Raw genomic sequence first — 23,008 nt, 5'->3', positions numbered from 1 at the left:
AAAGCCAAATGTTTAAAAAACACTTGGCTTTTGCTTTTATAGTATCTAGAATCTTATTACTCCTTATGTCCTCTGTAGGTCTCTAGCAGGTTCATTGTCGCAGTAATCAAATCTTTAGTTTCTAACAACAAGCCAAAGTATAAAGTCGTATTCTTAGGACTGTTTTCTTCAGTACGTGTTCTCGCTACTTGTTTGTCTATTTTTTGATTTAATCGATCATACAATTCTTGTTTTTCATTGATAATCGTATCAATATGATCAAAATCCCGGGTATCGAAGATCCTTTTTATTTTTCCAAATAAATCATTCACTTGCACATCAATTTCTTTCAGATCTTTTATCTGATTAAATCTAAGCTTTTTATGATTATTATTCACATGTTTATGTCCTGATTTTGTAATATATTCCAGGGATTGTGTAATATCCTGAATATATCCTAAAATCGTAATATAGAAGTTACTGGCGCTTACACTAGATTCATCGAGATTCTTAATGAAATAGAAAATATTATCTCTTAATTCTTCTACTTCTGCATCTAGTTTCGAAATTCCTTTTTTAGTCTTTTTCAAAGCGATCAGATCATATTTTATAAGACTCTCTAGTGTATTTCCATAAATCTTGTTCGCTCTATTCACAAAGGACTTAATATTATCTGCACTTTCTTCTATAACACCCTGAACAGAACTACTTTCAGATTTCTTCAATCGATCTTCCTCTTTTTCTGCTTTCGCTCTCTTTCTGTAATTCAGCGTATTTCTTACCAATAACACAACAGCAATCAACAATAGGATTGCAATCATTACCGTTCCTCCTAAATGAATCAGGAAAGCTAGTGTAGCAGATGCCACAAAAGCGATAAAGGCTGTAAAGAACCATCCTCCGATCACATTAAATACTCCGGCAACTCGGTATACAGCACTTTCACTGCCCCAGGCCCTATCTGATAAAGAGGTACCCATGGCCACCATAAAAGTAACATAGGTAGTAGATAATGGCAATTTCATGGAGGTTGCTATAGAGATCAATACTCCCGCTACCATTAGGTTTACTGCTGCTCTTACTTTATCAAAAGCCGGCATTTCATATTTTTTGTCCTTGGCAATGGCAATAACCGGTTTCTCAAATTGTTTTTCGATTTTCGCCTGTACTGAAGCCGGTAGTATTGCTGATGCATACTGAGACATTAACATTGCACCACGAACAACTCCTCTGGACAAGAAATTAGGTGTAAAACGTTCTCTGGATTCCCCTTCTCTAGAAAGGTTAATCTCTGTTTCTGCTACATATCTGGCTTTCTTAGAAAACCACAATGTCAATACCATTACCAATCCTGCTCCAAATAACAGTAAGGTAGGTGTATCCACTTTCTTACCAAGAATAGCCATCGAAAACTCATGCGCCGGTACTCCAGAAGCAGACCAGGCTTCGTATGATTGCCATGCTGCCACAGGAACTCCAATAAAGTTTACCAAATCATTCCCTGCAAAAGCCAATGCCAACGCAAATGTACCTACAATTATGATAATCTTATAAATATCGATTTTAAAAACGCTTATCAATAAGTAGGACAATGCAGATAAAATTACAAATCCAATCCCTACTATTGGCAAAACATATATCTCTAATAACCCTCTTAGTGTAAGAGAAACAGTTCCTGCTTCTTCACTGATTTTTACAAAATCTTTTTTCGCTTTAGCCAATTCTTTCACCGACTCAAAAGAGGTAGAGAAAAAATCATTCGCCCAATCTAATAATCCACTCGCACCTCCACTATATATAACATCTACAATTGATTTTGCATAGCTAGTTCCTTTAATACCTTTTATAAAAATAAAGTACAAAATAGCTGTTAAGGCAATTCCTCCGAATAAGGCACCAACCCATTTTGCTTTTTTCTCAAACTGAAAAGACAGCAATAATCTGGTTACATATTGCACAATGGCTCCTACAGAAAAGGCAACTGCAACAGAAAGAAGAATCCCCGAAATAATCTGAGTTGCTTTTTTTGTATTTATAAAATGCCCCAAATCAGAGGTTGTCAAGGAAGAATCTGCTCCAATCTTAATCAAAGCAACACATACTGCTGCTCCTAACAATTCAAATACAATCGATACCGTTGTGGATGTAGGCATCCCCAGGGTATTAAAAAAATCCAGTAATAATATATCTGTGATCATTACAGCCATGAAAATGATCATAATCTCATCAAAATAAAATTCTCCGGGAACAAAAATCCCTTTCCTCGCCACTTCCATCAAACCACTGGAAAAAATAGCTCCCGCAGCAATCCCTATACTTGCAACGATCATTATCGTTCTGAACGATATTGCCTTAGAACCTATGGCAGAGTTCAGAAAGTTCACAGCGTCATTACTGACCCCAACCACTAGATCTGCCACTGCCAAAATAGCCAGCGCAACAATCATTAAAATGTAAATGTCACTCATCTAATTATTTTTAAAATGCAAATATTACAATCAATTTCTAGTTCAATGTTACCTTATTGTTATGTCCCTGTTATGGAACGTATTTTCCTACAAATGAATATCCATTTGTATTCTAAACAGTAAACCATTCCCTTTTCCTCCAATCGTAGTATAACTAAGATCAGATTGAACTTTTAAGTTATGCCCCGCAATATACTTTGAAATCCCTAATGTATACTGTTCTTCTATTAATTTATTCACTTCCTTATCAAAATTAACAGAAGTATATCTTCCTGCAATCTCCCAATTATTTTTTAGCAGGTACCCTGCCTGCATATTCAATGCATTTCCAACCTGTACAACATCACCGGTTTCCGTTCCATTTTCGTCTACCGCAACTGGCGCATCTGCATCTCTATCTGCAAATTCTCCCATAAAAGAAAAACCTTTATACTTAAACATCGCATCTACAAAAACAGTTTGAATATCAGTTTCATAAAACCCTGTCTGTGTTCGCATATAATCCCCCATATTACTTCTTGTTTTCACTGCATTACTATTATAATCATATGCTGCAGCAAATGCCAACTTTGGAGTTTCCTCTCTTTTCAGATCTCCTCCTTTATAATCTCCTTTTCCTTTGAACTTCCCAAAAGGCAACAATTCTACCTTGGCAGTATATTGATGACCTCCCAAATTTCCAGTAGTCACATTTCTACCTTCTCCCTGAGAAACTGCAATAGCTTCTCTAATGATAAAGTTATCTGAGATATTAAAATGGTGTCGTAATTGAAGTCCCATATCACGATCAATATTAAACCTGCTGTTCAACCTGGAGCGGTCTACTAACTGCATATTACCAGAAGAAATGACACGCTCTCTGTTTCCAGGAAGTTTTGTCTGACCAACCCACAAAACAAAATTTTCATAAAAATTCCATTTTACTACAGCGTCCAATATATATCTGGGAGTATCTCCCGTAAATTCTGATCCTCCGGAAAGATCCCTGTTAGAAAGTCCTAATTCTATCTTATATTGAAGCTTTGGAGAATATGCAAAACCATTAAACTTTAATCGAGCACGACGTACCAAAAAGTTGGATTCTAACTTCCCTATATCTCCATTATCTATATCCCATGAAGAAGTTGAAAGAAATTGCATTCTGGGAGCAAATTTCACACTCCAGGAGCTATCTTTCGCTACTACGTTTAAAATTCCTTTTCCAAATTTTGTAGAAGCTTCCTGACCTTGTATCGAAGAAATAGCACACAAGAGCCCTACTACAAGTGTAGTTAATAATCTCATTTATCAAGTATTAGTTTTTGTCGGAGGCAAATAACCAACATTCATGTTAACTAAATGTTAACTAAATATTTTATAAAGATTATCTTACAGAAAAACCGCAAAAAAACACACCTTGAAGTTTTTAGGCATAAAAAAAGGCTGACTGGCCTAGTCAGCCTCGTATTTCAAAAATCCAAGTCGACAAAAACTAATACGATTCTTTGAACTACATGTCAATCATATGATTCGACAAAACTATTTTATTCCTGCCTTCTGTATGTTACCCAAACTTTAAACTAACGTTAAAGATGTTAAGAAACAATTAAGTCCATTTATCTTCTGTTAACAAAAAAACTGCTCTAAAATAGCACGCTCTTTTAAGAATAAAACAACTTCATTTTTACAAAAAACAAGAAACACTAAATACTAATAATCAATACGTTAAAGATCCAATGTTAATTTAATGTTACCAAAACATTGATTTTATGTAAAATATTTATTACTTTTATAATCAGATAAATGACGATTAATGTATTAACAATGACAGCAATGAAAAGAATTATCACCTCAATAACATTATTATGCTCTGTTGCTTTATTTGCACAGGAGACAAAACCTACTTTTGAAAAACAGGGAGATCTTATAAAGGGAACTTTCTATCATGATAACGGGCAAGTACGCCAAGAAGGGTTTTACAAGAACAAAAAATTACATGGAAAATGGGTCTCTTATGACGCTACGGGAAAAAAGATCTCCATGGGACAATATAATAACGGTATAAAAACAGGAAAATGGTTTTTCTGGAATGAAGACAAATTATCTGAAGTAAATTATACTGATAACAAGATAGCATCTGCCACAACCTGGTCAGATAAGAATAATGTTGTTGTTAACTACAATAACCAATAATATACCCCCAAGCCTACATTACTATTACATATGCTATACGTGCACACTTATATAAGTACGCGCGTACATAAAAAATTAAAACAGCCATTATATCGATATAATGGCTGTTTTAATTTTGCAAATTCTTTATTTTTTAACATTTTGTTTACAATTTAGTCTGGTTCTCAATAACAACTCTTCACTACTTTCAAACTCCTAAAAAATATCTTTCTTCCCTGTAAATCAAAACAGTACTCCTCCTTACACCTCTCTTTGTATATAATCACTATTACCCGGATAACAATTCAATAACATTAAAGTGATGCATATTTAATGTTCGAGTAACACCCACTTAACAGTTACTATGGTTCTTTGCACCAAATTTCAGAAAACAAAAAATGAAAAAAATCACTACTTTCCTGGCATGCTTATTTGTCGGGATACTTTTTGCTCAGGAGAAAGGATCAATAAGCGGAATGATTACAGATAAGGAATCCAATGATTCTCCTTTGCCTTTTGCTAATGTTGTACTTAAGGGAACAACGATTGGTACTGCAACAGATTTCGATGGAAAGTATACTATTGACAACATCCCTGTTGGAACATATATAGTAGAGTTTAGTTTCACGGGATACGAAACAGTAACAATACCAAATGTAGTTGTAGAAGCGGGAAAAAATGTTGTTATTGACACAAAACTAGGTGCTACAGCAGCTGCGTTGGAAGAAGTACTAATCAAAGTAGAAACCAGTAAGGAAAAGGAAGAAGCCTTACTTTTAGAACAGAAAAATGCTGTAAAGATTGAACAAAAGATCGGAGCACAGGAATTATCGCGAAAAGGAGTTAGTGATGCTACTGCAGCAGCTACTAAAATTTCCGGAGTTGCCAAGCAGGAAGGAAGTAATAAAGTATATGTAAGAGGACTTGGTGACAGGTACAATGCGACTACGTTAAACAACCTTCCTTTACCTTCAAATGACCCTGCAAATAAAAACATTTCTTTGGATCTTTTCCCAACAGATGTAATCCAAAACCTAAGTGTAAGCAAGGCTTTTTCTTATTCGCAAACAGGAGATGCTGCAGGAGCAAATATCAATATAAACAGTAAAGTTCTTCAAGGTAAAGGAGGACTTACTGTAGGGATCTCTAGCGGTTTTAACTCACAAACCATAGGGGTAGGAGAATTTCAAACTATAGATGGAGCAAATTGGATTGGTTTTGCAGATCATACGACACATCAGGTTACAGACTTGACTGTATACCCATTTGATGACAACCTAGCCACAAATAAATCAGGAGTTACCCCATTAAATCTGGGAGCATCTGTAAACTGGGGAAAAAAGTATGACGTTGGAGAAGAAGGGTCTTTTTCAGCTTTCCTTGTAGGCTCATTTAGCAGTGGATATACATTTAGAGATGGAATTTCTATAAACTTTAATAATGATGGAACTTTTGGAAGTAATTATCCTGAGGCAAAAGAGTTTAAATATGCCAGTACTAAAGTAGCAATGGGGAATTTCACCTATAAAATCAATCCTAATAACAAAATTTCATACAATGCTCTTTTAGTACAATCTAATGATCAAAAAGTGCAAGACTACCTAGGAACAAAACCTGATGTAGCTGATAATGAAAATGAGCTTGCCAGAGTGGTACAACAAACCCAATCTCAGAATCTATTAGCAGTAAACCAACTATTATCAGAGCACAAACTAGGAGAATCATACGACCTAAACCTTGGAACATCTTATAATATTGTAAAAAACGATGAACCAAACCGAAAGAAAAATATTTTCATCATTAACACAGCTGATGAAACAACATTATTAGCTTCTGGAACCCCTAGAAACAATAGTAGATATTATCACAACCTGAAAGAAGATGATATCACAGCAAAGGTATCTTTATCCAGATACTTAGGAAACCGAATTCCTGATGAAAATAAAGGAAAAGTGACTTTTGACTATACATACAGAAATACGCAACGAGATTTTGAAGCAATCTATTTCGACTACAACTTATCAAAACCTACAGCAGTCGATCCAAATAATCTAGAAGCAACGCTTAACCAAGAAGCAATAGACAACAATGTTTTTAGATTTACTACAGGATTCGGATCAGGAGACAATGCATTAGATCCATTTACTTACAATGGAGGCAAAACCATCCAATCTGCATCCATAGGATTAGATTACAAAATCAGTGACCGTTTCTTTGTAAATATCGGAGGTAAATTCGAAGATATAAAAATGGAAGTAGAATGGTTAACAAACCTAACCAACTCTAATGATGAAAACGGAGGACCATTACATATTGATAATACTTATGTCCTTCCATCTTTGAACCTAAAATACAACGTATCTGAAAAACACATCCTTCGACTAGCTGCCAGTCAGACATATACGTATCCACAATTTAAAGAAGTAGCTCCTTTCGTATATGAAGGAATTGATTATCTGGAGTCAGGAAACCCAGACTTAAAACCTTCGGACAACTATAATATTGATCTAAAATGGGAAACATACCCTAAAAAAGACGAACTTATATCTGCCACTATCTTTGGAAAACAAATCAATGAAGCAATCAACAGAATCGAGCGTATCTCTGCTGCAGACAGAAACTTTACTTATGCAAACCTTGGAGATGCTACCATCGCAGGGGTAGAAGTAGAAATAAAGAAAAACTTATACACCCTGGAAGACGACACATCTGAAAAAGTGCAAAAGGTAACTTTTGGTGCCAATGCAACTTATATGTACACAAACCTAAAGTTCAAGGATGCTGAAGAACTTCAGGAACAAGGGATCTCTGTTACAGAAGAGGAATCTGAATTAGAAGGTGCTGCTCCACTATTGATTAACAGTGATATTTCTTACAGACACATTGTAGACAAAAAAGAATTTTTAGCAACTCTTGTTTTCTCTTATCAAGCAGACAAGGTATATGGTATTGGTTCTAACTTTAATAACAATACGGTTCAAAAATCATTTGCTAACCTCGATCTTATTTTAGAACGAAAGTTTAACGAGCGATTAGGTATTAAGCTTAAAGCAACCAATCTTTTAGACAACAAAATAGAACAGGTTAGAGACGTTCCACAAGAACTTGTTATGAGATCATACAATAGAGGGATTAACTTCTCTTTGGGAATGAGTTATAAATTCTAATAACAGAAAGAGAATCAAAAGTTACGACGAATGATTCTGGAACACAGAAAATAACTCCCTCTCTTCATGAGTGTAAAAACATTTTCGACAATAGCCTTTCCTTATCAGAAAGGCTATTGTTTTTTACTAAAAAACCTCAAACCGAATACGGTGCTCACATAACACTAAATTAATACTAGATAACAACTCATAACATTTTTATAATGCCTGCTTTACAATGGATTTAGAACTGATTGAGTTATTTGCAGCATCAAAAAAAACTCAAAAAAAGTTATCAATGAAAACAATCAAATTCTTATCAATCTGTGCTCTATCTGTATTAGCATTCTCATGTTCTAGTGATGATGATAACAATGGGGGAGGAAACGACAACAAAAAATTTGATCTAGAGATCGACGCTCAGGATGATTTTGATGCTCAAGATTTCAAAGGGAACATCAACACAAATATCAAATTAAGTGCCAGCACTGAATATTTACTTACAGGACCTTTAAAAGTAAAAAGTGGAAATACACTAACAATAGAAGCAGGTACTATCATCAAGGCTAAATCTGGTCGTACTGATGTATTTCTTGCTGTTGAACAAGGAGCTAAAATAGAAGCAAAAGGAACTGCTGCTGCTCCAATTCGTTTTACATCTGATGCTTCAAACCCTGCACCTGGTGACTGGGGAGGAATCGTTGTAGCCGGAAAAACTCCAACAAACAAAGGAGCTACTGCTGAAACTGAAGTTGCTGGATTAAACTACGGAGGAACCGACACAGAAGATAACTCTGGTACACTTTCTTATGTAATCGCGGAATACACAGGAGCAAAAATTAATGGAGAGCAAGAATTCAACGGAATCTCTCTATATACTATCGGAACTAAAACCACTATCAACAACATCGCTGTATTCAACGGAGCTGATGATGGAGTTGAATTCTTCGGAGGAACTGTAAACGTAGAAAACATCTTATGTGTTAATATCAAAGATGATATGTTTGATTTCACAGAAGGATATACAGGAAAAATAACAAACGCATTCGGAGTAAGAGAAAAAGATTTCAGCGATGCTACTGAAGACCCAAGAGGTATCGAAGGTGACAGTAACGGATCTAACACTGCTGCTACTCCTGTTTCTAAGCCAACTTTCGAAAACGTAACGATCATCAATTTATCTGCTGATACTGCATTAAAGTCTGGTGCTGAAATCAGAAGAGGTTCTGAAGTGACTATTAACAACTTATTCTTCGGAACTGTAGGAACTGCTTCTTTCGGAAACAGAATCGATACTAAAGATGATAAAGGAGACGGAACTGTAACTATTACTGGTGCTGTACAGCAAGGTAATGTTGGAGAAGATAAAATAGGAGGTACTATCAACGGTACATTCACTACTAACGATAACGCAATCACTATCGGAGCTGATAACGTAGTATCTATTGCTAATGGTGTAGGAGCTGATTTCTCTAAGTTCTCTTGGACTAACTACACAGTAAAAAACTAATTGTCTTTATATAATTTATTACAAATTAGGGATTTTAGAAATCTCCTTTCGTTACGAAAGGAGATTTTCTTTTTTTGATAGCATACTGGTTTTAAATCGTAACTTTCTTCCAGTTTCCTTTTTTAAAAATTACAATTCCAATAATTGCGATCAATGCTTCTGCCAGAGAAATAGCAATCAAAACTCCCATCACACCCCAATCAAATACCAATGCCATGATATAGGCAAACGGAACCTGAAAAAGCCAAAAACAAAAGAAGTTAATAATCGTAGGTGTTTTGGTATCCCCTGCTCCGTTAAAAGATTGTATAATCACCATTCCATAAGCATAAAAAACATATCCTATTGCGATCATTCGAAGACTCAATGCTCCACTTGACACCACTAAGGGATCATCGCTAAAGATCCTAATAATCATCTCTGCACAAAGCAGGTAAAAAACAGATACTACGAACATAAAAATAGCATTGTATTTTCCCGTTTTCCAAACGGACTGTTCTGCTCTGTCCGCAGCTCCTGCCCCCAGGTTCTGACCGACTAAAGTCGCAGCAGCATTACTCATTCCCCAAGATGGCATCAAAGTAAACATCAATACTCTTACAGCAATTGTATATCCTGCTAATACCTCACTTCCAAACTCTGACATAATACGCATCAATAATACCCAACTAGAAGTCCCAATAATAAATTGCCCTATCCCTCCTGCCGAAACCCTTAACAGATTCATCATTAATTTCAGTCTAAACACTAGGTCAGAAATCTGAATCTTTATCTTACTGGTTCCATAAAATAAGATCAGAAACTGACAAATAACCGCACTTCCTCTTCCAATGGTTGTAGCAATCGCAGCTCCTTTTACTCCAAAAGCTGGAACAGGACCAAATCCGAAAATGAAAACAGGATCTAATAATATGTTCAAAACATTAGAAAAAATCAATACTTTCATCGCTACTGAGGCATCTCCTGCTCCTCTGAAAATAGCATTAATCAGGAATAACAGCACCACTGTAATATTACTCCCTAACAGTATCTGAGTATATCCGTACCCTTTCTCTATCAATTCAGCATCCCCTCCCATGACACCTAATATTTCCTTAGGAAATACAATTCCGATAATACTCAGAATAACCGAAATACCTACCCCTAGTAATATCGCTTGTACGGCCGATTTAGAGGCTTCTTTTACCTTTTTTTCACCGATTCTTCTCGCTACTATAGAAGTAACCCCCATACTAACCCCAATAGCAATGGCATATACCAGAGTCATAACAGACTCTGTCAGTCCAACCGCAGCAATAGCATCCGCTCCTAAGCTGGAAACAAAATAAGCATCGACTAAAAAGAAAATAGATTCCATCAGCATTTCCAATATCATTGGAACTGACAGCATAAAAACGGCTCTGCGAATACTTCCTGTAGTGAACTCTTTTTGTTCACCACGTACTGCAGCCTTAAGAAATAATAATGATTTTTGAAATTTTGAAGTATGATGACCCATCAAATTAAAGAATTAAATTATAGCGTAATAACAGAATACAACAAACGGTTTCTACCTCAGTAGAAAATCATTTATCAAACACGTCGGAATTAATTCTTTATAACTTCATAATACGCCAAAAATACAGACTTTATAAGTAAAAACGAAAAATCAGGCAAAAAAACGCATATTTTTCTATTATAATCGATTTTTTTATTTTTAATTTGTATCTTTATATTTGATAACCAGATCACTACTCTTAATCATATGAAAAAAATCTACTTATTACTAATTTTTACCTGCATCATGGCTCTCTCCTTTACCCCGGGAGTAAAGGCACAGGCGCCCCATGCTGAAAAAGACCTTGCGGCTGAAATAAGTATACGAGGATTGCGAATTTACCCCAACCCTGCTTCTGCCAACGAAGGAAAGTTATACATTACTTCTGCCTCTGCCAAAACAAAAACGATTACCATCTTTAATGTTTTAGGAAAAAAAGTGCTATTTAAAGTACTTGTTGAAAAAGTACTGGATATTTCTCCACTAAATACTGGAGTATACATTATTCAGGTCAAAGAAGGTGGAAAATCTGTCACAAAAAAACTTATTATTAATTAATTTTAATTAAACTTTATAAAAAAACACTCCTCTTCGTAGGAGTGTTTTTTTTTACCTTTGTTCCATAATAAACACTCCTTTTTATGCTGTCGAAATCCATTTTCTCAATTAAAAACAGCCAAGATTTTGAAACGGTAGCATTAAATGTATTTCAACATCAATACACGAACAATAAAATATATCAGCGATTCTGCAATTTATTAGGTGTTACAAAAACTTCGGTACGACAAATAACCGACATCCCTTTTATGCCAATTGAGTTTTTCAAACAATATCCTGTTATTGATAACACCCCTTCTATCGCAAAAATTTTCACCAGTAGCGGTACCACAGGAACCATAACCAGCAAACATTATGTAGCTGATTTAGCACTATATGAACAAAGTTTCAGAAAAGCATTTTCTTATTTCTATGGAGACATCACCGATTATACAGTATTAGCATTGCTTCCTTCATATCTGGAAAGAGAAGGCTCTTCTCTGGTATATATGACTGAACAACTGATCAAAGACAGCAAAACAAGTAGCAGTGGTTTTTATCTTCATGATACCGACAAACTGATTAAAACACTACAGCAATGCGAGGGAAGTTCAAAAAAAACACTTCTTATTGGTGTATCTTTTGCCTTATTAGATCTTGTAGAAGCTTATCCTTTATCTTTTAAAAATATTATTATTATGGAGACTGGAGGTATGAAAGGGAGAAGAAAGGAATTGATTAGAGAAGAACTACACCGTATCCTATCAGAAGGGTTTCATGTCCCTTCCATTCATAGTGAGTATGGAATGACCGAATTATTATCTCAAGCGTATTCCAAAGGCAATGGAAGCTTTAATTGTCCTCCCTGGATGGATGTAATTATTCGCGATACAGAAGATGCCCTATCCTATATTCCGTATGGAAAAACAGGCGGAATTAACGTTATCGACCTGGCAAACCTACACTCCTGTTCTTTTATTGCAACTCAGGATCTAGGTAAAAAATATAAAGACGGTAGTTTCGAGGTATTAGGTCGATTCGATCACAGTGATATCAGGGGTTGTAATCTAATGGTACTATAGAATGTCTTCGAAAAAAAACAATACGCTCGGTTGCCTTGGCTATCCTGCAATAGTCTTAATTGCTTTTATCAGCAGTAGTTTTGTATGCTTTTTTATACCTGTCCGCTTATTTACTTTATTTATCTTCTTTTTATTGCTTTTCTCGTGGCTTACCGGAAAGTATATCGAAAAGAAACCTGCAAAGTATTTCATTCCTAATGTCATCCTATTCGCAGCTATATTTTATTTAAAAAACTTGTTATTCAGCAGCGATAACATCCATGACTACCAGCCAGAAACTTCAGAAATTGTATCTAAGGAAAAAAAAGTAATTAACGGGGATTCTCTTTTTATCCTGACACATCAAAGAAAGTGGAAAGATAATTACGGAAATAGATTCTCAGGAGATTTCTCTATTAGAGAAAGGGATTATTTTGCTTCTGCCAAAGCGTACGACAATCACACTTCTCACTTACAAAAAATGCACTGGGCAAATCTCTATGCATATCTTATAAACACGAATACGCCTCACCTGGATTTAATTCTTCAGGAGTTCGAACAAATTCAAAAACAAAAAAAGCTAACGCAATTCGAGTTTGCCGAGATGGTTGTTTCCTTTGTACAAGATATTCCGTATTCTTTCGTTTTTAGCAAACAGTGCGAATCTCCCGAAAAATACGAAGCATCAATTAGAGATATCTTGCAAAAATGCCAGAAATGTTGCATTGGTAATATACCCTTCGGGATACAACCTCCTACCTTATTCATGGGCAATCTAAAAGGAGACTGTGACACCCGTACTGTACTTATTTTTGCCATCCTGAACCATTTTGGATACGAGGTAGCCATCTTAAACAGTAATTACTACAAACATTCTATCCTGGGACTTCATATTCCTGCCAAAGGAAAATTTAAACCTTATAAAGGGAAACGCTATTACGTATGGGAAACTACCTCAAAAAATTTCTCAATCGGCGTTCTCCCCAGTAACTTTGCAAACATAAAACACTGGAATATCATCCTGACAAACACATAAAACTATTATATGAAAACGAAACTACTAACGCTCGCCTCTATAGAAATACTACTATCTATTTTTGTTTCAGTAGTCATCATATTTATTTCCTTCAAAATTCTTCAAAAAGTTTTTTTAAAAAAAGTATCGCTAAGAGAAGATAATATTGCATTTTCTATTTTTACCGGAGGGATTATCCTGTCTATAGGGCTTATTTTAAGTGAAATCATCCCGTCTATCACTAATATCATACGAATTTCATTATCCGGACAGGATCAAGTATCAATCACTGAAATTATAACCTATTCAGGAGTATACTTATTTATCGGTTTTGTCTTTGCTGTACTGACAAACATTGCTGTTTTCTTTTTGTTTTCTGCACTGACAAAAGGGATTAATGAATTTAAGGATATTCAGCAAAACAACACCTCTACCGCACTGATTGTAACCGCTACGTTATTATCGATTACTATTATTGCCAAAAACAGTATCAGCTTACTTATCAGTGCACTAATCCCTTATCCGGAAACCACTAATTTTCTTTAAAGCACTTCTGCTTATAATTCTGTAATTAAGATGTAAGGAATCTTTTTTATCTCCGACTTATTCTTTGCTTACGGAAAAGAATATGCTATGAAAAAAAGGGTTCTTATAATTTGCTTGTTTGTCGTTACGTTTTTTTATGCGCAACAGGATTACAATACCAAAAATGGTCTTGTTGCTAATGGATATGATGTTACAGAATATTTCAACAATAAAGCAATTAAAGGGGACCCCAATTTTACTAGTTCCTATAACGGTGTAAGCTATCAGTTCATTACTGCCGCAAATAAAGAAAAATTTGACAAAAATCCCATAAAGTATATTCCTCAATATGGCGGATATTGCGCATATGCGATTGGCATTAATGGCGAAAAGGTTTCCATAAACCCTAAAACATTTGAGATACGGGATGGAAAATTGTATTTGTTTTACAATTCATGGGGTATTAACACCCTAAAAAAATGGAAACAGGAAGGTGCAGAAGACCTGCAAGAAAAAGCCGATAAAAATTGGGCGAAATTGGGCAGCACCCTTAAACATTAGAGAATTTTTTCAATAATTGATTGGTTGGTTGACAAAGCCTGCTCTGGAAAATTCCGACAGGCTTTGTTCTTTTTTTAATCTTTTATTTTACACGAATAACGAAGTAGTTTTTCTTTCCTCGCTGCAACAATACAAACTGATCATTAATCAAATCTGTAGTAGCTATCGTATATGAATCAGATACTTTTTCTTTATTGACAGATATTGAATTTTCCTTTAAAGCTCTTCTTGCTTCTCCATTGGATTTAAGAAAACCGGTATGCTGTGCTAATGCCCCAACAATATCTAATCCTTCAGTAATCAAATCCTTTGTTAATTCTGCCTGAGGTACTCCTTCAAACACATCTAAAAATGTAGCTTCGTCCAATCCTTTTAAATCTGCAGAAGTAGATTTACCAAACAGAATATTAGATGCTGCAATCGCATTATCCAGATCTTCCTTAGAGTGTACCATAACAGTAATTTCTTCTGCTAGTTTTTTCTGCAAGGCACGTTGATGTGGTGCTTCTTTATGTGCAGCAATCAATGCTTCTATTTCCTCTTTAGTTAAGAAAGTAAAGATTTTAATATATTTTTCAGCATCTTCATCACTGGTATTTAACCAATATTGATAAAACTTATATGGAGATGTTTTCGCAGCATCTAACCAGATATTACCTCCTTCAGTTTTTCCAAACTTAGTTCCGTCTGCTTTAGTTATTAATGGACAGGTCAATGCATAGCCTTTTCCTCCTCCAATTCTACGAATCAACTCTGTACCTGTGGTAATATTCCCCCATTGGTCGCTACCTCCCATCTGAAGGGTACAATTATGCGTTCTGAACAAGTGTAAAAAATCATACCCCTGTACCAACTGGTATGTAAACTCTGTAAAAGACATCCCTTCTGAAGATTCAGAAGACAACCTTTTCTTTACAGAATCTTTTGCCATCATATAATTAACCGTAATATGCTTTCCTACATCTCTGATAAACTCCAGAAATGAAAACTCCTTCATCCAGTCATAGTTATTTACTAAAACCGCTGCATTAGCTGCGTCACTATCAAAATCCAGAAATCGCTCTAATTGAGATTTTATCGCCTCCTGATTATGTCTTAATGTTTTTTCATCTAGCAAATTACGCTCTGCTGATTTCCCCGAAGGATCTCCTATCATACCGGTAGCACCTCCTACTAACGCAAAAGGCTTATGTCCTGCTAATTGGAAATGACGTAATAACATCACTCCAACAAGATGACCAATATGCAAGGAATCTGCCGTAGGATCAATCCCCACATATGCTCCCCTCATTTCTTCTAACAGATGTTCTTCTGTATTTGGCATTACATCATGTAACATCCCTCGCCAAGTGATCTCTTCTATAAAGTTCTTAGTCATTTTCCTATGTTTCTATTATGACCTACAAATATAAAAATATGAGATAATATTACACTATCGATACATGAAGAAATCCTATTGGGTATTGTATAAAAAAACACATTTCCACAGAAGAGGTTTATAGTAACTCTGCTCTTTTTAGACTCTCAGATTAACAAATAATTTATACTTTAGTCAGCAGAAATTATATCATGATTTTAGTTACAGGAGCAACAGGGTTAGTCGGTAGTCATCTATTAGCAACACTGGTAAAAGAAGAGCTGCCTATCAAGGCATTGTATCGTACAGAAGCAAAAAAAGAGTATGTTCGGCATATTTTTAATTACCATCACCCACAAGAAGGAGACTCCTTATTCTCTGCTATTCAATGGATTCAATGTACCCTAGAAGATGTTCCGGGACTCACGGATGCTTTTAACGACGTCACCCATGTTTATCATTGTGCTGCTCTTATCTCTTTTGACCCGGCAGATTATAAAGAACTTCGAAAAACGAACATCGAAGGAACCGCCAATATTGTCAATATCTGTATACAAAAAAAAGTACAGAAACTATGTTATATAAGTTCGATCGCCACTCTAAACAAAGGAGCTGAAAACACAAATATCAATGAAAGCTCCGAATGGAACTCCGAAGAACCTCATTCGGTATATGCCATTACTAAATACGGAGCAGAAATGGAGGTCTGGAGAGGAAATAAGGAAGGACTAGACACGGTTATTGTCAATCCGGGAATAATCATCGGACCTGGTTTCTACGATAGTGGAAGCGGGCTACTTTTTTCTAAAATACACAGGGGGTTATCTTATCATACCCCGGGAATCACTGGATATGTCGCCGTATCAGATGTTGTAAAAATCACACACAGGTTAATGAAAGGGAATTATTCTGACGAACGGTATATTCTCGTTAGTGAGAACAATAGTTACAAAACCGTATTCACCCTTATTGCTCACGCCCTTCATAAAAAACCGCCTCATAAAAAAGCATCTGTCTTTCTGATGAAAACCGGATATTACTTGCAATTAATCGGATATCGTCTTTTCAGAACCAAACGATCTATATTCAGATCTTCTATCAAAAGTGCTTTTTCGGAAACATTTTATGAAAATGAAAAAATCAAAAAAGAGCTCACTTATTCGTTTGAAAAAATAGAAGCCTCCATTACAGAGGCTGCTAATTTCTTCCTGGAAGAAAAAAAATAAATCAAGGATACAGAAATAAAATAATCACTTCTTTTTACGCTCCTTTTTCAGTTGTTTAATCTCCCGTTTTTCTTTGTTTTTATTATGAATAAACATTCGAAGTGAATCTTCTTTCCTCTTTAATGAATCTTCTTTTTTTTCGAGTTCTTCATAGGCTACTTTTCTCTTCTCTAATTGCTTTTTAACACTATCAAAAACCTTTTTATAGCGATCTAATTTTGTAATATACCAAGCCCTGTTTTTCTCAAAAACAAGACTGTCAATCCCATGTTTTTTTAGAATATAGGCTTCGGGATCAAAGTGTTTTTCTTCCAATTTTTTTTTATAAGAAATCTTTGCCGCTTTTACATAAGCAATATCCGTCAGAATTTCTACCATCCTCTCTTCTTGTATAAAAGGATCTGGTTTTTCTTTTTTGTCGATACTCTGACATGAAAAAACCACGATCGTCATTATTACCAAACAAAGCTTCTTATTCATTTTTTCTTAATTAAACGTATTTTATATATCCCTTAAAGGTTTATCGGTCAAAAGTCAAACGTTTTCCGTTTTTAATCCCTGATACCGTAAAGTTTTCATACACCACACTTCCATTAACCAATGTATGAGTTATTCTGGACTTGAAAGTACTCCCCTCAAAAGGAGACCACCCACACTTGTATAGAATATTATCTTTATTAACTGTCCATGGAGCATTTAGATCTACCAATACTGCATCGGCGAAATAACCTTCTTTGATATATCCTCTTTTTTCTACCTGAAATAAAATAGCTGGATTGTGACACATCTTCTCTACTATTTTTTCCAATTTTATTTTCCCCTGATGATACAATTCTAACATAGCTGGTAGTGCATGTTGTACCAGAGGTCCCCCAGAAGGGGCTTTCGTATACACATTGTCTTTCTCCTCGGCAGTATGTGGTGCATGATCCGTAGCAATAACATCTAGTTTATCCATCAACAATCCTTCTAACAACGCATCTCTATCCGCTGCTGTTTTTACAGCTGGATTCCATTTGATCAATGTCCCTTTTTCTTTATAATCTTCATCCGAAAACCATAAGTGATGAATACAAACCTCTGCTGTAATTTTCTTTTCCTGCAAAGGAATTGTATGATCAAACAAAGCTAATTCCTTCGCTGTAGATAAATGAAACACATGTAATCTGGCACCTGTTTTTTTAGCTAATGCTACTGCTCTTGAAGACGATAAATAACAAGCCTCTTCACTTCTTATTACCGGATGCAATTCAATCGGAATATCATCTCCGTATTTTTCTTTATATACTTTGGTGTTTTCTCTAATAGTTTCTTCATCTTCGCAATGTACCGAAATTAACAAATCCGTAGATGCAAAGATCTTTTCCAAAACCTCTGGATTATCCACCAGCATATTTCCTGTAGAGGATCCTAAAAATAATTTTAGTCCGGCCACATTTTTGGAATCCACTTTCATAATTTCCTCCAGATTATCATTTGTCCCTCCAAACATAAAAGAATAGTTTGCATAGCTACTCTCTGCCGCTATCGAAAACTTAGCTTCTAATTTTTCTATTGTTGTGGTTTGAGGTACGGTATTGGGCATCTCTATAAAAGACGTAATTCCTCCTGCGATTGCAGCTTTAGATTCTGTCTCAATAGTTGCCTTATGCGTTAATCCCGGCTCTCTAAAATGTACCTGATCATCGATAACTCCCGGTAACAAGTACTTCCCTTCTGCATCAATAATTAACACATCAGGAGACTTGGCACTAATTTGCGATGCGATTTCTTTAAAAACACCATCTTCTATATAAACATCTCCATTAAAAATCGTTCCTTCATTAACGATATTAGCATTCTTAATTAGTACTTGTTGCATGATTATATTTCGTATAAATTAAATAAACTTTTTATCTTCATTTTTAGCACTCCAAAAACAGCTTCAGAAATAATTCCTTTACTCATCTTAGAGGTTCCTCTGGTTCTATCGGTAAAAATCACTGGAATTTCTTTTATTTTAAACTTCAGTAAATAGGCTTTGAATTTCATTTCTATCTGAAAAGCATACCCCATAAATTGAATTTTGTCCAGTCGTATCTTTTCCAACACTTCTCTTTTATAACAGATAAATCCGGCAGTTGTGTCATGAATATCCATCCCTGTTATAAACCGGACATATTTAGAAGCCCCCCAGGATAATAGCACTCTGGTCATTGGCCAATTTACTACATTGACTCCTGTCACATATCGAGACCCTATTGCTACATGTGATGTCCCCTTAGCACAAGCATTATACAAGCGTATCAAATCATTAGGATTATGAGAGAAATCTGCATCCATTTCGAAAACAAACTCATAGGATCGCTCTAATGCCCACTTAAATCCAGCAATATAAGCAGTCCCCAATCCTAGCTTTCCTTTTCTTTCTTTCAAAAAAAGACGATCTGGAAACTCTTTTTGTAATTCTTTGACACAAACAGCCGTTCCATCAGGAGAATTATCATCAACAATAAGAATATCAAACCTACGCTGTAATGAAAACACATTTCTTATAATACGTTCTACATTTTCTATTTCATTATAGGTAGGAATAATTACGATAGCATCTACCATTTAGGCTCTTTTCCGGCAAATATAATTAAATATTCACAAGGTTTTTTAGTCTGTTTCGCTCAACAATTATGATTTTTGAAGATCGCTCCTGAAAGAAAGATCTCAAGGAAATGTGCTAACCGTATAAATTGTACGCTATAATATTTTACCATATAATATCTAAAGCGTAATTTTATCGCTGAATTATGGATATGATTACCCGTCACATATCGGACACCAATTGGATCACTATTGCATTGCTTTTTTGCTTCGTTTTTTTAGCCATTGCAAAAACAATCGATGCTCCTCAGTTTAACGATTTTATCAGGCTGTTCAACACCAGTAAATATATTACATTGCATCAAAAACCTAAGCGTTTATCCTCTTCTTTTAATGCCATGCTTATATTGGCGCAAATCATTTCCATCTCCTTATTTGCTTTCATCTGTTTTAACACCTTGAAATGGAACTCTCATTCGCAGGATTTCATTTTTTTTATTAAAATAATGACGATTTACGGATTATTTGTAATCGGAAAAATGCTAGTTGAAAAAATATTTGGAACTGTTTTTTCGATAGATGAGATCATTGAGGACTATATTTTTCAAAAAATATCCTACAGAAATTTCATAGGACTTATTTTATTACCAGTTGACATTATACTGACATACACAGTATCCCCTACACATTTACTGGTTTCTATCATTCTTTTTTCGACCCTTCTTATCAACCTTATCATCCTTCTTATGATCTACAAAAAGAATGAAAACGTTATTTTAAACAACTTATTTTATTTTATTTTATATCTTTGCGCCTTTGAAATTGCCCCGTATTTTATGCTGTTTAAGCTTATTGCCCGATAAACCTTAAACTTAAAACTTATGAAAATTAAGTAATATGAAAGTGAAAACAATTTTGGTCTCGCAGCCAGAGCCTAAAGTAGAGAATTCACCTTACTTTGAGCTTGAAGAAAAAGAAAAGGTAAAAATTGATTTTATACCATTCATTCATGTTGAGGGTGTTGACGCCAAAGAGGTACGACAACAAAAGGTAGATTTATCACAATACACTGCGATTATTCTTACAAGTCGCAATGCAGTAGATCATTTTTTCAGAATTGCTGAAGAGATGCGCTATAAAGTACCGGATAGCCTTAAATATTTTTGTCAAAGTGAAGCTGTAGCTTACTACTTACAGAAATATGTTGTCTACAGAAAACGAAAAATTTACGTAGGAAAAAGAACCTTTCAGGAATTATCTCCTATGATAAAGAAATACAAAAACGAAAAGTTTTTACTTCCTTCTTCTGACAAATTAAAGAAAGAAATTCCTGAAACCTTAGATGGATTAAAGGTCAACTGGAAACAAGCGGTTTTCTACAGAACTGTTGTTAGCGATCTATCAGATCTAAGAGATGTATTTTATGATATTCTGGTTTTCTTCAGCCCTTCTGGTATTCAGTCGCTTTTCGAGAATTTTCCAGATTTTCAGCAAAACAACACTAGAATTGCCGTATTCGGGAACTCTACCATTAAAGCTGCAAAAGCCCACGGATTGGATGTAAACATACAAGCACCAACCCCTGAAACCCCATCAATGACGATGGCGCTTCAGAAATACATTAAAGAAGTGAATAAAAAATAAATGTTTTTATTAGTAACACTATCATTAATAAACAAATAAGAAACATAAAAAGAAAGGGAGTGAAAAATTTCACTCCCTTTCTTTTTATCAAAAAATGTGTCGAAAGCTAACACGACACATTTTTCTCTACACTATGTTATTTAAATTGTTCAAAGTTTTTCTCAAAAGAAGCTAACAACTCTTCTGCCTTTGCATCATAAGCCTCCTTATCTTCCCATGTATTTCTAGGATTAAGAATCTCTGATGGCACTTCTGGACAAGTTTCCGGAACACTTAGACCAAAATGCTTATCCTCTATATAAGAAACATCTGTCAGCTCTCCATTCAAGGCTGCATTAATCATCGCTCTTGTATACCTAAGCTTCATACGACTTCCCGTACCATAAGCTCCTCCTGTCCATCCAGTATTCACCAGCCAAACATTAGCTCCTGTTTTTTCAATTTTATCCATTAGCATATCCCCATATTCTTTGGGATGTAATGGCATAAACGGAGCTCCGAAACAAGCTGAAAAACTTGGCTTTGGCTCATTGATTCCTGCTTCTGTCCCTGCTACCTTAGCAGTATAACCACTAATGAAATGAAAAGAAGCCTGCTCTTTAGTCAATTTAGAAATCGGAGGCAATACCCCAAAAGCATCTGCAGTCAAAAAGAAAATATTCTCTACTGTTTTCCCTTTACTTGGGGTCTTAATATTTTCGATATGATGAATCGGATAACTCACTCTTGTATTCTGAGTAATTGTACTATTAGTATAATCAACAACTCCTTCACTATCTATAATTACGTTTTCCAGCAACGCATCTTTCTTTATCGCTCCATAAATCTCAGGCTCTTTTTCCTGAGAAAGATCGATCACCTTGGCATAACATCCTCCTTCAAAATTAAAAACTGTGTTCTCTTCCGTCCAGGCATGCTCATCATCTCCAATCAGTTTTCTCTTAGGATCTGTAGACAAGGTTGTTTTTCCTGTACCAGATAATCCAAAAAACAATGCTGTAGTACCATCTTTCCCTTCATTAGCAGAACAATGCATAGGAAGACAGTTTCTCTCTACAGGAAGAATAAAGTTTAAAGCTGAAAAAATTCCTTTTTTAATTTCTCCGGTATACCCTGTCCCTCCTATTAAAGCTATCTTTTTTTCAAAGTTCAGGATTGCAAAATTGTGCTGACGTGTTCCGTCTACAGAGGCATCCGCCATAAAACCGGGAGCATTAACAATCAACCAATCTGGAGCAAATCCTTCTAATTCCTCCTCGGTTGGTCTCAAAAACATGTTATAGGCAAACATATTAGACCATGGATACTCATTTACCACTCGGATATTTAACCTATACGCATCATCTGCACAGGCGTAACTATCTCTCACAAAAACTTCCTTGCCGGAAAGATAAGCTGTTACCTTAGCATATAGTGCATCAAATTTGTCTTTATCAAAAGGAATATTGATATCTCCCCACCAAACTTTATCAGCAGTAATATCATCTTTGACAATAAAACGATCCATAGGAGAACGACCTGTAAACTCCCCTGTATTTACAGCAAGAGCTCCTGATTCTGTAATCCTTCCCTGTCCTTTTAATACCGTTTCTTCCTGAAGCTCATCTGTCGACAATTGATACCTCATTGTGGCATTCTCAATACCATAATTTTCTAACGAAAACCTTTTCGTAATTGGATCTCGTGATTCCATAAAAAAATATGTTGTGTTAGTTAT

The 23,008-nt window shown here is 35.3% G+C and carries 19 protein-coding genes; 11 read left to right on the top strand and 8 right to left on the bottom strand.

The genetic code is table 11. The annotated features are described in order from the left end of the window. Nucleotides 1-56: 56 nt before the first annotated feature. Entirely contained in the window at nt 57-2,447 is a 2,391-nt protein-coding gene (locus tag ACFSTE_RS01445) for an inorganic phosphate transporter (RefSeq protein WP_176027909.1), read from the bottom strand. An 87-nt stretch (nt 2,448-2,534) separates the two neighbouring features. After that, nucleotides 2,535-3,731, bottom strand: coding sequence for a porin (locus ACFSTE_RS01440; RefSeq protein WP_378258084.1), 1,197 nt, complete (start codon nt 3,729-3,731; stop codon nt 2,535-2,537). A gap of 528 nt (nt 3,732-4,259) precedes the next feature. Here ACFSTE_RS01440 and ACFSTE_RS01435 point away from each other — a divergent pair. The 3 genes from ACFSTE_RS01435 (at nt 4,260) to ACFSTE_RS01425 (ending at nt 9,254) form a co-directional block, all read left to right on the top strand. Continuing rightward, on the top strand, nt 4,260-4,619 hold the full coding sequence (locus tag ACFSTE_RS01435; RefSeq protein ID WP_176027911.1) for a toxin-antitoxin system YwqK family antitoxin: 360 nt from the start codon (nt 4,260-4,262) through the stop codon (nt 4,617-4,619). A 377-nt stretch (nt 4,620-4,996) separates the two neighbouring features. After that, nucleotides 4,997-7,765 carry a TonB-dependent receptor gene (locus ACFSTE_RS01430; protein WP_378258082.1) on the top strand — a complete coding sequence of 923 codons (2,769 nt, stop codon included), beginning with the start codon at nt 4,997-4,999 and terminating at the stop codon, nt 7,763-7,765. 277 nt (nt 7,766-8,042) lie between these two features. Further along, on the top strand, nt 8,043-9,254 hold the full coding sequence (locus tag ACFSTE_RS01425; protein WP_176027913.1) for a hypothetical protein: 1,212 nt from the start codon (nt 8,043-8,045) through the stop codon (nt 9,252-9,254). A gap of 91 nt (nt 9,255-9,345) precedes the next feature. On the opposite strand, the gene ACFSTE_RS01420 is transcribed toward ACFSTE_RS01425, so the two are convergent. Beyond that, complete coding sequence (locus ACFSTE_RS01420; protein ID WP_176027914.1) at nt 9,346-10,752, bottom strand: MATE family efflux transporter; 1,407 nt, start codon at nt 10,750-10,752, stop codon at nt 9,346-9,348. A gap of 246 nt (nt 10,753-10,998) precedes the next feature. On the opposite strand from ACFSTE_RS01420, the gene ACFSTE_RS01415 reads away from it, so the two are divergent. The 5 genes from ACFSTE_RS01415 (at nt 10,999) to ACFSTE_RS01395 (ending at nt 14,490) form a co-directional block, all read left to right on the top strand. Further along, nucleotides 10,999-11,349 (top strand): T9SS type A sorting domain-containing protein, encoded by a 351-nt coding sequence (locus tag ACFSTE_RS01415; RefSeq protein ID WP_176027915.1) that lies wholly within the window; start codon nt 10,999-11,001, stop codon nt 11,347-11,349. A gap of 83 nt (nt 11,350-11,432) precedes the next feature. Then, nucleotides 11,433-12,410 carry a LuxE/PaaK family acyltransferase gene (locus tag ACFSTE_RS01410; protein ID WP_378258079.1) on the top strand — a complete coding sequence of 326 codons (978 nt, stop codon included), beginning with the start codon at nt 11,433-11,435 and terminating at the stop codon, nt 12,408-12,410. Between the two features lies 1 nt (nt 12,411). Beyond that, on the top strand, nt 12,412-13,425 hold the full coding sequence (locus ACFSTE_RS01405; protein ID WP_378258077.1) for a hypothetical protein: 1,014 nt from the start codon (nt 12,412-12,414) through the stop codon (nt 13,423-13,425). 9 nt (nt 13,426-13,434) lie between these two features. Next, nucleotides 13,435-13,950, top strand: coding sequence for a DUF350 domain-containing protein (locus ACFSTE_RS01400; RefSeq protein WP_176027918.1), 516 nt, complete (start codon nt 13,435-13,437; stop codon nt 13,948-13,950). An 87-nt stretch (nt 13,951-14,037) separates the two neighbouring features. Then, the gene (locus ACFSTE_RS01395) at nt 14,038-14,490 is read left to right on the top strand and encodes a YHS domain-containing (seleno)protein (RefSeq protein ID WP_176027919.1); all 453 of its coding nucleotides are present in this window, start codon (nt 14,038-14,040) and stop codon (nt 14,488-14,490) included. Nucleotides 14,491-14,572: 82 nt separating this feature from the next. Here ACFSTE_RS01395 and tyrS read toward each other — a convergent pair whose 3' ends face one another. Further along, entirely contained in the window at nt 14,573-15,868 is a 1,296-nt protein-coding gene (gene tyrS, locus ACFSTE_RS01390; protein ID WP_378258075.1) for a tyrosine--tRNA ligase, read from the bottom strand. Nucleotides 15,869-16,059: 191 nt separating this feature from the next. On the opposite strand from tyrS, the gene ACFSTE_RS01385 reads away from it, so the two are divergent. Then, nucleotides 16,060-17,073, top strand: coding sequence for an NAD-dependent epimerase/dehydratase family protein (locus ACFSTE_RS01385; protein WP_378258073.1), 1,014 nt, complete (start codon nt 16,060-16,062; stop codon nt 17,071-17,073). A gap of 24 nt (nt 17,074-17,097) precedes the next feature. Here ACFSTE_RS01385 and ACFSTE_RS01380 read toward each other — a convergent pair whose 3' ends face one another. From ACFSTE_RS01380 to ACFSTE_RS01370, 3 genes are read right to left on the bottom strand one after another with little or no spacing between them, the layout of a single operon-like run. Beyond that, entirely contained in the window at nt 17,098-17,553 is a 456-nt protein-coding gene (locus ACFSTE_RS01380) for a DUF4296 domain-containing protein (protein ID WP_378258071.1), read from the bottom strand. Nucleotides 17,554-17,593: 40 nt separating this feature from the next. Beyond that, nucleotides 17,594-18,934 (bottom strand): dihydroorotase, encoded by a 1,341-nt coding sequence (locus ACFSTE_RS01375; RefSeq protein WP_176027923.1) that lies wholly within the window; start codon nt 18,932-18,934, stop codon nt 17,594-17,596. Between the two features lie 2 nt (nt 18,935-18,936). Continuing rightward, the gene (locus ACFSTE_RS01370; RefSeq protein WP_378258069.1) at nt 18,937-19,668 is read right to left on the bottom strand and encodes a polyprenol monophosphomannose synthase; all 732 of its coding nucleotides are present in this window, start codon (nt 19,666-19,668) and stop codon (nt 18,937-18,939) included. 185 nt (nt 19,669-19,853) lie between these two features. Between ACFSTE_RS01370 and ACFSTE_RS01365 the strand changes: the two genes are divergently transcribed. After that, a complete protein-coding gene (locus tag ACFSTE_RS01365) occupies nt 19,854-20,510 on the top strand; it encodes a DUF4271 domain-containing protein (RefSeq protein ID WP_176027925.1) in 657 nt (218 codons plus the stop codon). 34 nt (nt 20,511-20,544) lie between these two features. Continuing rightward, nucleotides 20,545-21,291 carry a uroporphyrinogen-III synthase gene (locus ACFSTE_RS01360; RefSeq protein WP_176027926.1) on the top strand — a complete coding sequence of 249 codons (747 nt, stop codon included), beginning with the start codon at nt 20,545-20,547 and terminating at the stop codon, nt 21,289-21,291. A gap of 136 nt (nt 21,292-21,427) precedes the next feature. Here the strand turns inward: ACFSTE_RS01360 and pckA are convergent, their stop codons facing one another. Next, on the bottom strand, nt 21,428-22,984 hold the full coding sequence (gene pckA, locus ACFSTE_RS01355; RefSeq protein WP_176027927.1) for a phosphoenolpyruvate carboxykinase (ATP): 1,557 nt from the start codon (nt 22,982-22,984) through the stop codon (nt 21,428-21,430). Nucleotides 22,985-23,008: the final 24 nt, after the last annotated feature.

Source organism: Aquimarina hainanensis (genome assembly GCF_042684685.1).
In the GTDB taxonomy this organism is placed as follows: Bacteria; Bacteroidota; Bacteroidia; order Flavobacteriales; family Flavobacteriaceae; genus Aquimarina; species Aquimarina hainanensis.
The sequence above is the reverse complement of the archived record's forward strand: the minus strand, read 5'-3'. Positions and strand labels throughout refer to the sequence as shown.

What these genes read in the sequence shown, in the direction of transcription:
- ACFSTE_RS01445 (WP_176027909.1), bottom strand. Translation starts at nt 2,447, where the DNA reads ATGAGTGACATTTACATTTTAATGATTGTTGCGCTGGCTATTTTGGCA.
- ACFSTE_RS01440 (WP_378258084.1), bottom strand. Translation starts at nt 3,731, where the DNA reads ATGAGATTATTAACTACACTTGTAGTAGGGCTCTTGTGTGCTATTTCT.
- ACFSTE_RS01435 (WP_176027911.1), top strand. Translation starts at nt 4,260, where the DNA reads ATGAAAAGAATTATCACCTCAATAACATTATTATGCTCTGTTGCTTTA.
- ACFSTE_RS01430 (WP_378258082.1), top strand. Translation starts at nt 4,997, where the DNA reads ATGAAAAAAATCACTACTTTCCTGGCATGCTTATTTGTCGGGATACTT.
- ACFSTE_RS01425 (WP_176027913.1), top strand. Translation starts at nt 8,043, where the DNA reads ATGAAAACAATCAAATTCTTATCAATCTGTGCTCTATCTGTATTAGCA.
- ACFSTE_RS01420 (WP_176027914.1), bottom strand. Translation starts at nt 10,752, where the DNA reads ATGGGTCATCATACTTCAAAATTTCAAAAATCATTATTATTTCTTAAG.
- ACFSTE_RS01415 (WP_176027915.1), top strand. Translation starts at nt 10,999, where the DNA reads ATGAAAAAAATCTACTTATTACTAATTTTTACCTGCATCATGGCTCTC.
- ACFSTE_RS01410 (WP_378258079.1), top strand. Translation starts at nt 11,433, where the DNA reads ATGCTGTCGAAATCCATTTTCTCAATTAAAAACAGCCAAGATTTTGAA.
- ACFSTE_RS01405 (WP_378258077.1), top strand. Translation starts at nt 12,412, where the DNA reads ATGTCTTCGAAAAAAAACAATACGCTCGGTTGCCTTGGCTATCCTGCA.
- ACFSTE_RS01400 (WP_176027918.1), top strand. Translation starts at nt 13,435, where the DNA reads ATGAAAACGAAACTACTAACGCTCGCCTCTATAGAAATACTACTATCT.
- ACFSTE_RS01395 (WP_176027919.1), top strand. Translation starts at nt 14,038, where the DNA reads ATGAAAAAAAGGGTTCTTATAATTTGCTTGTTTGTCGTTACGTTTTTT.
- tyrS (WP_378258075.1), bottom strand. Translation starts at nt 15,868, where the DNA reads ATGACTAAGAACTTTATAGAAGAGATCACTTGGCGAGGGATGTTACAT.
- ACFSTE_RS01385 (WP_378258073.1), top strand. Translation starts at nt 16,060, where the DNA reads ATGATTTTAGTTACAGGAGCAACAGGGTTAGTCGGTAGTCATCTATTA.
- ACFSTE_RS01380 (WP_378258071.1), bottom strand. Translation starts at nt 17,553, where the DNA reads ATGAATAAGAAGCTTTGTTTGGTAATAATGACGATCGTGGTTTTTTCA.
- ACFSTE_RS01375 (WP_176027923.1), bottom strand. Translation starts at nt 18,934, where the DNA reads ATGCAACAAGTACTAATTAAGAATGCTAATATCGTTAATGAAGGAACG.
- ACFSTE_RS01370 (WP_378258069.1), bottom strand. Translation starts at nt 19,668, where the DNA reads ATGGTAGATGCTATCGTAATTATTCCTACCTATAATGAAATAGAAAAT.
- ACFSTE_RS01365 (WP_176027925.1), top strand. Translation starts at nt 19,854, where the DNA reads ATGGATATGATTACCCGTCACATATCGGACACCAATTGGATCACTATT.
- ACFSTE_RS01360 (WP_176027926.1), top strand. Translation starts at nt 20,545, where the DNA reads ATGAAAGTGAAAACAATTTTGGTCTCGCAGCCAGAGCCTAAAGTAGAG.
- pckA (WP_176027927.1), bottom strand. Translation starts at nt 22,984, where the DNA reads ATGGAATCACGAGATCCAATTACGAAAAGGTTTTCGTTAGAAAATTAT.